We start from the raw sequence: 10,474 nt of genomic DNA on the forward strand, positions 1-10,474 counted from the left end.
GTCGTTTTATATATATTGCTGTTTGTGCGTTGCCAGTAATGTTCCCGAGAGCGCTAACGCAACGGTGAAAATCGATGTTCTATCGGCATTTGATATGAAAACAAGCATATAGTATGCAAATTCGAGCATATATGACTTGAAAACGCGCATGAATTTGTTTTAGGCCATTACTGATGGATGCGAATCCGCAACACGCTTTAAGCAAAAAAGCACCTTCCCTTAGAAGGTGCTTTCGCAATATCGCGATATTTCGGTTGTATCACCGGATTTATTTCTTAAATGGCCACCAGTTTGCCTTGCCGAATAAACGAACCAGTACCGGTATGAACAATGGCAGCATCACGAATGCATACAGGAACAGACCGAAAATAACGACTGTTGCTATTTGCAGAAGTGATAATACGCCGGATGGGAGCATTGCGCCGAATGTTCCGCCTAAAATGACTGCAGCGGAAATGATCACCGTTCCCATGTTTTTCATGGCTGACAACAGTGCTTCCTTGATACTTCCATTTTTGTACTCATTAAACCGGTCCATTAAAAAGATACTGTAATCGATTCCGAGTGCCATGAGCATTACAAACGCGAAGAATGGAATCGCCCAGGAAAGCCCGGCATAATCGAATATATTGACAAAAATCAACTCAGCAAACGCCATGGATGTGAAATATGTCAGAATCAGTGATCCTATCAAATAAATCGGCATAATCAATGACCGGAGCAGGATAATCAGGATGATGAAAATACCTGCGATCATCAAAATAGCAGTACGTGTATAGTCGGCGTCGGAAATGTTTTGCAGATCGTTGTTTGTACTGCTGACGCCACCGATTTTCGGATTGCTGTCTGTGAATACAGTACCTTGCTTATTGTCGTTAAAGGTATTTTCAATCTTATCGACCATGTGCATTGCTTTGGTTGAATAAGGATTCGATTCAAGCACTACATCAAATTTAACAATCGTTTTGTCTTCTGAAAGGTATGGTTTGGTACCTTCGATAAAGTCTTCATTTTCCAGTGCCTGTTTTGGTATAACTACCGTGTTATTGGTTTTATTTGTTTCAAAGTCACCCAAATAACGCTGGACATCTTTTAGACCATTATTGATCTTCTTCAGACCATTTGAACTGTCATTCAGTCCATTTGATAAGGTTTTGAGCTGCTGTTGCATATCTGAGAAAGCAGTTTTTAAATCTTTCTGACCACCGTAAATTTGTGACAAACCGTCCTGCAGATTAGGAATGTTGTTTACTACTTGGCTCTGACCGTCAGCGGCTTTATTCAGCCCGGACTGCAATTGTTCAATCGCGCTGATTAATTCTCCGATGCCATTAGAAAGTTTCTGTTGTCCGGCGATGGTTTGTTCAAATTTACCGTTTAAATTGTTTAATGGCGCGATTACGTCTTGTTGCAGTTTCTTTTGCGCTCCGCCAAGTTTATTGAGTTTTGATTGCATTTCTTGAATACCGTCTATCGTTCCTTGAATACGCTGTTGGGCAGCACCATAGGACTTCTTGAATTCCTTGTTCTGTTTTAACTCAGGATTAGACTTTATCGCAGTATCCCGTACCGCTGTAATGTTTTCTTTGGCAGTTTTTAATGTGTTTATCATTTTATCTAGTTTGCCTGCATCGACTGATTTTGCTCCAAAATCTGAGAGCCCTTTTGCAATCTGCTCATACCCGTTCAGCAGCTGCTGACTGCCGGAAATCGATTGATCCAGATTGTTTTTAATCGTCTGCAGGTTGCTTTTGATCTCACCGGCCCCTTGTGCACCGGACTGAATTCCATTTTGAATTTCAGAAAGTGCATTACTGATGTCGCCAAGCCCATTATTTGCATCTTGTGTGCCTTGCATCAGCTGATTGACACCGGATTCCGCATCCTCGAGCTGCGGGAGTGCGTTATTCAGTTCTGATGCTGCCTGTTTGAGACCGTCCTGAATTTTTTTGATTCCCTCTGTACTTTGTCCTACACCGTCAGCAAGTTGACCCGTCTGGCTTTTTACGAGAAAATCATCGATAATTTCGCCGGCCGGTCTTGTTGCACTTCGAACCTGATTAACGCCTTCCATTTGTGCCAGTTCCTGGGTGACTTTTGCAATATCCTGATACTCACTGACAGAATCAATTGGCTCATCTGTTTTAACAACTACAGAAGAGGGCATTGTCTGCCCGGGGCCGAAGCTGTCTGCAATGATATTGAATCCCTGGACAGAGTCATACTCATTACCGATTTCCTCCAATGAGTTATAGGATTTTGCCCCATCATACGTCAGCAAAGCGGGTACTGTTATGATAGCGACAATTATTAGTGCCACAACTGGTCGCGCCCAGGCAAAATTTCCGGCAGCTCCCCATATTCTGCTTTCTTTATGGCTCACATTTTTATCAAATGGCCAAAATAATTTATTTCCCAGTACAGCCAGGAAGAACGGTACCAATGTAGCAAGGGCAATCAGTACAACTGCCACACCGACTGCAACTGCAACTGCTGACCGGTACAGGGAGAACGTTGACAGCCCGATGGTGGAAAAGCCGATCAGTACAGCCAAACCTGCGAAAAAGATCGTTTTTCCGCCGGATTTATATGTTGCCAGTACAGCGTCCTTAATTGATTCCTGATGGGCAATTTCCTCTTTAAATCTGCTGATCAGGAGGATGCAATAGTCTGTTCCGATCCCGAACATGACGGCAACCATGAATATTTGCGTGAATGTTGATAACGGGAATCCCGCTGTGTCCGCTAAAATAGCAACAACACTTTGTGCTGCGATATAACTGATGCCAACTGTCAGCAGCGGAATGAATGGCGCGACGACTGATTTAAAAACAGCAAACAGGATAATCAGAATCAGCCCGACTGTTATGATCTCAGTTTTTTTCAGTCCCTCCTGCGAGTTTTTGATAATGTCCTGCTGGATGTAATCTTCCCCGGTGAGGTAATGTTCCACCTGAATATTTTCAACAGCGTCGTATATGTTTTCCCTTGATTCAGTGATTTCCTGGTTTTTCAGTGAGACGCTGAATGGAATCATGATTGTTTGATTGTCTTCTGAAACAGTTTGTTCTTTAACTTCCTTACCTTCCGTAAACGCCAGAATGTCAGATATACCAAGATTCTGTTTGTTTGATTGGAGTTGGCCAATTGCTTTTTTGACTTGGCCTTTTTCAGATTTATCAAGTCCATCATCATCATGAAAGACAAGAACCGCACTTGTTATCTGTTCTCCTTCATCTGGTGACATTTTATCAAGCAGTGCTTGGGCTTCCTGGGACGGATAATCTTCCGGAACGGTTATTTGCCCTTTCTTACTGACAAGCTCCTGCAGGTTTGGGGAGAAAAAAAACAGAGCCAAGACCGCCACAACCCATGCGCCGGCGATTAACCAACGATAACGTAATATGTGTTTCATACTGTTTTATCCTCCTGTTCCATAATAGCGGCCAGTTTTTCCAGCGAATTGATAAATTCAGTTATTTCTTCTTCGTCAAAATGGCCAAGATATTTGCCGATTTCCGCATATATTTCCTCTTCTGTGTATTCGACGAGTTTTATGCCTTTTTTGGTAACAAATAAATAAACGTTCCGCCGGTCATTATCATCTCTGACCCGTTTGATTAAATCCTTTTCATACAGCCGGGTAATTTGTGCCGTAACTGCACTTTTCCCAACCCCAAAAGCATGTGCAATGTCGGTGCTGGTGCATTCTTCATGCTTTTGAATATATTGCAGTGTTGCAAACTGATCTGTGGTGATATCGGAATGTATTTTTTCTTTCATCATACTGTTTACATTGCGATAGATGCTGTTGGTAGCATCCTGGTACCGGTTAATGAGCTGTCTCAGTTCCATGTCTGTACCTCCTGATTAATTGTTCAATACATGAATAGTTTAATAAGTGAACTATTATATCGTAACAGCATCAGGTGCCTTTGACAATAAAAAATGAAGCGACTGGGATATTTTTCACCATAAACTTTCAGTCGCCCGTATAAAAGCCAAAACCCGCCGTAAAATCCAAAAAACTTCATTAAAAAAGACCGGCCTTATTTTGGCCGATCTGTCAGCTTTAGTGTGCCGGTACTTGTTGTTTTTTTCCTGAAGCGAGTCGGGTTTTAACATAAAGCGCAATCTGCCCAACCAGTGCGAGCAGTACAACCCAGGCCCAGAAATTCATGAACACTGTCTGGAATTTGTACAGTGAATCCGGAATTGTATAAAACGGGTTCAAATGCATGACCCATGTGAAGGTGTAAAACATGCCAAATGTAAAATTTCGGGACCATTGAGTCACCTGGTATGTGAATAGTCCCTTATCAAGCCCGTAACGCCTGATACGCTTGACGGCACGGATAACCTCCACAATCTCGACAGCAATGAGCAGCACAAAGACAACACCCCAAAAAACAGATACGAAAAATGGAGTGAATGTGTTTGTCGTCACAATCGCCAATCCGGTAATCGACAGGGCACCATGAATAATGCAGTTGGTATTTGCCCAGTCATCCGCCAGATTCCAGTTCTTCGTTCGCAAATACCGGTGACCGATCAGTGTGATGCCTGACAAATAGAATATCAGACCCAAAATGATGATTCCTTCAGAAAAATAGACCGGAAACCGAAAGAAAACATTGTTTAATAGAATAATTATAGATTGCGTGCCTACCGTTGAAAGCAATACGACCCCATGAACGGGATGATCTTTATGATCGAAAAATAATTGCTTGAAATTATAAAAACAATTTCCCAAAAAAAATAGAAATAAAAACGTATTAAAAATAGCCATCGCTTCGGTCATAATCGAAATACCGGGGAAATATCGCAAAAACACGTTGCACAGAACCGACACACCGGCAATCCATGTTCCGATTGCAAATGAGTTAACTGGATGATGGATAAATGGTACCAAAAAGTCCCGGTGGAAAAACTGCACGGATAAGTCCTTGTAAATGAGGACCCACGCAATCAAAAGCAGAAATGTAAGATACTTTCCAAGCTGAATGTCCAGTAGGGGAAACGCCTCTACAGCACCAATCAGGAAAATACCGTTAGCCATAATAATAGCTCCATTGGCTGGCTCCACTTTTTTATAGCTGCCTTTTAATAACATTGCATCCCCCCCTATTGCTGAATGAAGTTCACGATATGATTATATCATTTTTATACATTTTTTCATCAAGTCTTTGTGAAACTGTGGTAAATATCACAAAATACGAAAGACATGTTGGGTACAATACAGAATGAGGTGAGGATATGAATTATTGGTTTATCCTGAATGCCGTACTGTTTATGAGTGCTGTGATGTTGTATATTCGTGATTCATCAGTAGCGGTCCTGATGGCTGTTTGTGGGTTGGCGTTTATATTATTCAATTGGAATATGCATGCAATTTTTTCAAAAATACGTAATTTGGATAACCGGAATGAGCGCATCCGAATTGCTGGACGGGCACGGAAAATCATGCCATTTCATGTGGTGTCCGGCATTGTTGGACTGGCATTCATCGTGTTACACATTCTGCTGATTTATCTGCGGTACGACGTTACATATATGAAGTTTAAAGCGGTTAGCGGCGGGGTTGCGTTTGCCGTACTAAGTGCTGTGGTGGTCAGTGGTTATCTGCGTAGAAAAAAAGCAACAGGCAAACGACGGCTTGCACACTTGTATTTGTCTATGCTGTTGTTTTGGATAATGGCATTACACATCATTTGGTGATAGGTATATAATTCAATAGTCATTAATCTATGACTATTGAATTATTTTTCTAAAAATTAAAAATCCCAATTGTTAAACAGTGTCGATTATTGTAAAATAAAAGTACCAATTCATAAGGGGTGATATAAATGGGAACATTTGTAAGAAATTGCCGTTTATGCAGGGAACCAATGGAATCCAGCCCGTTTATGATGTGTACGAAATGCCTGGTTGAAAGCGATCACGTTCGCACCTACATTGTCAAGCATCCGCATGTATCACTGGAAGAGATTGCGCATTCAACCGATGTCCCGCTTGAAAAGGTGAAAAATATGGTTAATCTTGGAATTAGCATTAGGAAAGAAAATGGGACCGGCGTACAATAATCACCTTATGAGAATTTAAATCTTTGCTGAGAATAACTCTGCTACGGAGTGTTCTCTTTTATTTTGGGTTAATGCTGTTAAATGGTTTACATTGACTATTCAAGCTTAAAATAAAATTTTTTTAAAAAAGCATTGACTTAAAATTTTCTTAACACTATAATAATTGAGTACAATAAATCAGAGAGGAGGTCATTCCAATGAAAATCCAACAAATTCAAATCCAGCAGCAAAGCAGACAATTTCAAAATTTAATATGTGGTGTGGCCTTCCTGGACGGTAACATGTAAAAAAGACAGCTTTAGTTAAAACAAGTCACGGGCCGCACATGCCTGTGGCTTTTTGTGTTTATTAAAGTACCATACTTATTCTGCACAAGAGCACACGTCACAGGCGTGTGCTTTTGTTGTTTCAGGAAGGCTTTAGAAAGAGAAAGAAAGCAGGTGATTCACATGTTTCAGGTTTTTAAAAAGCTCGATTGGTTTTTCAAACATTATTGGAAGCGGTATACGTTCGCTATTATTGCGTTAATTGTTTCCAGTGCAATCGGGCTGATTCCACCGAAATTGGTGGGTTATGCAATTGATAAAATACAATTTGAAACGCTGACGATGAGGTTATTGGTAATACTTGTTTCGGGATATATCGTCTTAACCATTGTCCATTACGCCATTTCTTTTTTATGGGATTATACACTCTTTGGCGGTGCGGCAATTTTAGAGCGATGGACACGGAGCAAGCTGATGGCACATTTTCTGAAAATGACACCGACATTTTTTGGGAAATACCGTACAGGTGATTTAATGGCACGCAGTACGAACGACTTGAAAGCAATTAATCAGACGGCAGGCTTTGGAGTGTTGACGCTCGTTGATTCGACTACATTCATGTTTATGATCGTGGCAATGATGGGATTTACTATAAGCTGGCCGTTAACCCTGGCAGCGCTTATTCCATTGCCAATCATGGCAGTCGTCATGAATAAGTATGGGGCTTCGATTCATGCCAGGTTTACGAAAGCACAGGAAGCATTTGCCGATATGAACAATGACGTGCTTGAATCGATTCGCGGTGTGCGGGTAATCCGGGCATTTGTCCAGGAGGAGCAGGATGAAAATCGATTCCAGACCATGACTAACGATGTTTACGAAAAAAACATTGCCGTGGCCAAAATTGATGCACTGTTTGAGCCGACGATAAAAATTCTTGTTGGAATGTCGTACACAATCGGGATCGGATATGGCGCATTGCTCGTTTTTGAAAGCCGAATTACGCTGGGCGATCTTGTTACGTTTAATGTGTATCTCGGGATGTTGATATGGCCGATGTTTGCGGTCGGTGAACTGATTAATATTATGCAGCGGGGTAATGCTTCGCTTGATCGAGTTAACAACACACTGGATTATCATGCGGATGTAACGGATCCGGGCGAAGCTGTAAAAGTTGATACGCTTAATGCCATTCAATTTAATAATGTTTCGTTTGCCTATCCGGGAGCAGCTGTCAACCAGTTGGAGAATATCCATCTTACCGTTCAAAAAGGACAGACGATTGGTGTTGTCGGTAAAACCGGTGCAGGAAAAACGACGATATTTAAATTGCTGCTCAGGCAGTATCCGGGTATCAGCGGATCGATAAAAATGGCCGGGGCCGAACTTGACACCATCCGATTGAAGCAATTACGCGACTGGATAGGTTATGTCCCTCAGGATCAGATCATGTTCTCCAAGTCGATTCGTGAAAATATCCAATTCGGAAAAGAGGATGCTACGGACGAGGAAATATACCGAGTGATGGACCTGGCCCATTTTCTGAACGATATTAAACAGCTTCCGAATGATTTGGATACGGAAGTAGGAGAAAGTGGTGTTACACTTTCAGGCGGCCAGAAGCAGCGTGTAGCACTTGCGCGGGCATTTATTAAGAATCCGGAAGTGCTGATTCTGGATGATTCCATGTCAGCAGTTGATGGAAAAACAGAGGCCAAAATAATTGAGCATTTGCGGGAGGAACGACAAAATAAAACAACATTTATTGCAGCACATCGGATGTCTGCGGTAACACACGCCGACCATATTATTGTGCTGGAAGACGGGAAAATTAGTGAAGAAGGAACACATAAAGAACTAATGAAGCTGAATGGCTGGTATAAAGAGCAATATCAGCAACAGCAACTGAATGATAAGGAGGTGTCCTCCTAATGAAAAATAGTTCAACCGAAAAACGATTGTTTCAATATGCATTAAATTTTAAGAAAGGTATTTTAATCGGGCTGGCATGTTTGATTGTTGCGGTAGCCCTTGAACTGGCAGGTCCGTTAATTGCCAAAACGATTATTGATGAACATATTCTTGGAGTGGAAGGTAAATGGAGTCAAGTGGAGGAAAATAATGATAGTGATACCGTATCGTACAAGGGCGGATATTATAAGAGGTCTGATCGATTGGAGGAAGCTGAAACGGAAATTGACCAGGCAACCGTCCTGCAGGTTGGCAATAATTATTTTTTTGTTGATGAAGTTGTGCCAATGCAAGGGAAACGGAGTGTGGAAGATGGCCAAATAACAATCAAAACCAGTGATCAGACATCAACGTTTGAGAGTGAAAAGTTGTCACTGTCGGAAATGTATCCATTTTTTAAGCCGGAACAAGGTCCAATTATATTTCTACTGGGACTGTACGTTGTGCTTCTGTTAATCGCTGCAGTCTTTCAGTTTTACGAAACGTTCATGCTCCAGAAAGCATCGAATCAGATTGTTAAAAAAATGCGGAATGATATTTTTGCACATACACAACGGATTCCAACCGATTATTTCGTTGATCAGCCGGCTGGTAAAATTGTTGCACGAATCACGAATGATACAGAGGCAATACGGGACTTGTATGAACGGGTACTGTCAATTGTTGTGACGAGTATCATTTATATGGCGGGAATTTTCGGGGCGCTGTTTTTACTCGATGTAAAACTGGCTGCGTTTTGCCTTGTTTTGATCCCGCTCCTGATTATCTGGATGAAAGTTTATAAGTATTTTGGTTCAAAATACAATAAAGTTGTCCGGTCGACGATCAGTGAAATCAATGGAAATATTAATGAAGCCATTCAAGGGATGCCGATTATTCAGGCGTTCAGCAGGGAAAAAAAGACGAAGGAAGATTTTGAGAAGTTAAACGAGCGGCACTACACCTACCAGCGGAAACTGGTTAAATTAAGTGCCCTGACTTCCTACAACCTGGTGACGGTCTTCAGAAATCTGGCGTTTGTAGGATTCATCTGGTATTTTGGCTCATTTTCATTGAATCCCGAAAGTGTCATTTCAATAGGAATGCTTTATGCGTTTGTCGACTATCTGACCCGCTTATTTGAACCGATGGAGGATATTGTCAATCAGCTGCCATTGATTGAACAGGCACGTGTTGCCGGGTCCAGAGTTTTTAAACTGATGGATCATGACGGCGAAAAAGTTGTTAATGACACAATTGACAAATACCGCGGCAATATTGAATTTGACCATGTTTCATTTGCATATAATGATGTGGACTATGTATTGCATGATATTTCGCTTCAGGTGAAATCGGGGCAGACGGCCGCATTTGTCGGGCACACCGGTTCGGGAAAAAGCTCCATCATGAATCTGTTGTTTCGGTTTTATGATCCGCAGTACGGCAGGATTACAATTGATGGGCATGATACAAAGGAATGGTCCAGACAGCAGGTGCGCAGTCATATGGGGATTGTGCTTCAGGATCCGTTCATGTTTTCCGGAACCATCCTGTCAAATGTCACAATGGGTGACCCTCGCATTACAAGAGAAGAGGCGGTCCATGCGTTACAGGCAGTGGGAGCGGATCGGTTTATTCAAAAGTTGCCGAATGGTTATGATGAACAGGTAACGGAAGGCGGCTCAACATTCTCGCTCGGTGAACGCCAGCTGATTTCCTTTGCCAGAGCACTTGCGTTCGACCCATCTATCCTGATTCTGGATGAAGCAACTGCCAATATTGACACTGAGACCGAAGCAATGATCCAGCGTGCACTGGAGGTACTGAAAAAGGGCAGAACAACACTTGTCATTGCTCACAGGTTATCAACGATTCAGGAAGCGGATACCATCTTTGTGCTTGAAAGTGGTATAATAAAAGAACAAGGTAACCACCATCAGCTTATCGATGGTAAAGGCATTTATTATCATATGTACCAGATGCAGCAAGGAAAGGCCAAGCGGGCTGTTTGATCAATCGATTGTTATGAGGGAGTACAATGGATAAAGACAGAAACAAGCATGATATTATTGATGACGATCTTTATGAAGAGATAGATGATGAAGAACTGTATGAACTTGTAGAGCAGGAACGAAAAAAAGCATTGGCAAAAGCCAGCATGGAGAAAAATCAGAA

At 41.8% G+C, this 10,474-nt stretch carries 7 protein-coding genes; 4 read left to right on the forward strand and 3 right to left on the reverse strand.

What is annotated here, in order from left to right:
* Positions 1-268 precede the first annotated feature (268 nt).
* From ABD010_RS05025 to ABD010_RS05035, 3 genes are all read right to left on the reverse strand, one after another.
* The gene (locus ABD010_RS05025) at positions 269-3,415 is read right to left on the reverse strand and encodes an MMPL family transporter (RefSeq protein ID WP_343810819.1); all 3,147 of its coding nucleotides are present in this window, start codon (positions 3,413-3,415) and stop codon (positions 269-271) included.
* The gene (locus ABD010_RS05030) at positions 3,412-3,855 is read right to left on the reverse strand and encodes a MarR family winged helix-turn-helix transcriptional regulator (RefSeq protein WP_343810821.1); all 444 of its coding nucleotides are present in this window, start codon (positions 3,853-3,855) and stop codon (positions 3,412-3,414) included. Before ABD010_RS05030 ends, ABD010_RS05025 begins: the two co-directional genes overlap by 4 nt.
* 217 nt (positions 3,856-4,072) lie before the next feature.
* Positions 4,073-5,113: a TDT family transporter gene (locus tag ABD010_RS05035; RefSeq protein ID WP_343810823.1), complete on the reverse strand. Its 1,041-nt coding sequence runs from the start codon at positions 5,111-5,113 to the stop codon at positions 4,073-4,075.
* 143 nt (positions 5,114-5,256) lie between these two features.
* On the opposite strand from ABD010_RS05035, the gene ABD010_RS05040 reads away from it, so the two are divergent.
* The 4 genes from ABD010_RS05040 to ABD010_RS05055 all read left to right on the forward strand — a co-directional run bounded on the left by ABD010_RS05040 (position 5,257) and on the right by ABD010_RS05055 (position 10,311).
* Positions 5,257-5,718 carry a hypothetical protein gene (locus tag ABD010_RS05040; RefSeq protein ID WP_343810825.1) on the forward strand — a complete coding sequence of 154 codons (462 nt, stop codon included), beginning with the start codon at positions 5,257-5,259 and terminating at the stop codon, positions 5,716-5,718.
* A gap of 128 nt (positions 5,719-5,846) precedes the next feature.
* Entirely contained in the window at positions 5,847-6,083 is a 237-nt protein-coding gene (locus ABD010_RS05045) for an FHA domain-containing protein (RefSeq protein ID WP_343810827.1), read from the forward strand.
* Positions 6,084-6,532: 449 nt separating this feature from the next.
* Entirely contained in the window at positions 6,533-8,281 is a 1,749-nt protein-coding gene (locus tag ABD010_RS05050) for an ABC transporter ATP-binding protein (RefSeq protein WP_343810829.1), read from the forward strand.
* Entirely contained in the window at positions 8,281-10,311 is a 2,031-nt protein-coding gene (locus tag ABD010_RS05055; protein WP_343810832.1) for an ABC transporter ATP-binding protein, read from the forward strand. The genes ABD010_RS05050 and ABD010_RS05055 overlap by 1 nt, the downstream gene beginning before the upstream one ends.
* Positions 10,312-10,474 lie beyond the last annotated feature (163 nt).

It is taken from the genome of Virgibacillus siamensis (assembly GCF_039522605.1).
Taxonomy (GTDB): domain Bacteria; phylum Bacillota; class Bacilli; order Bacillales; family Amphibacillaceae; genus Lentibacillus; species Lentibacillus siamensis.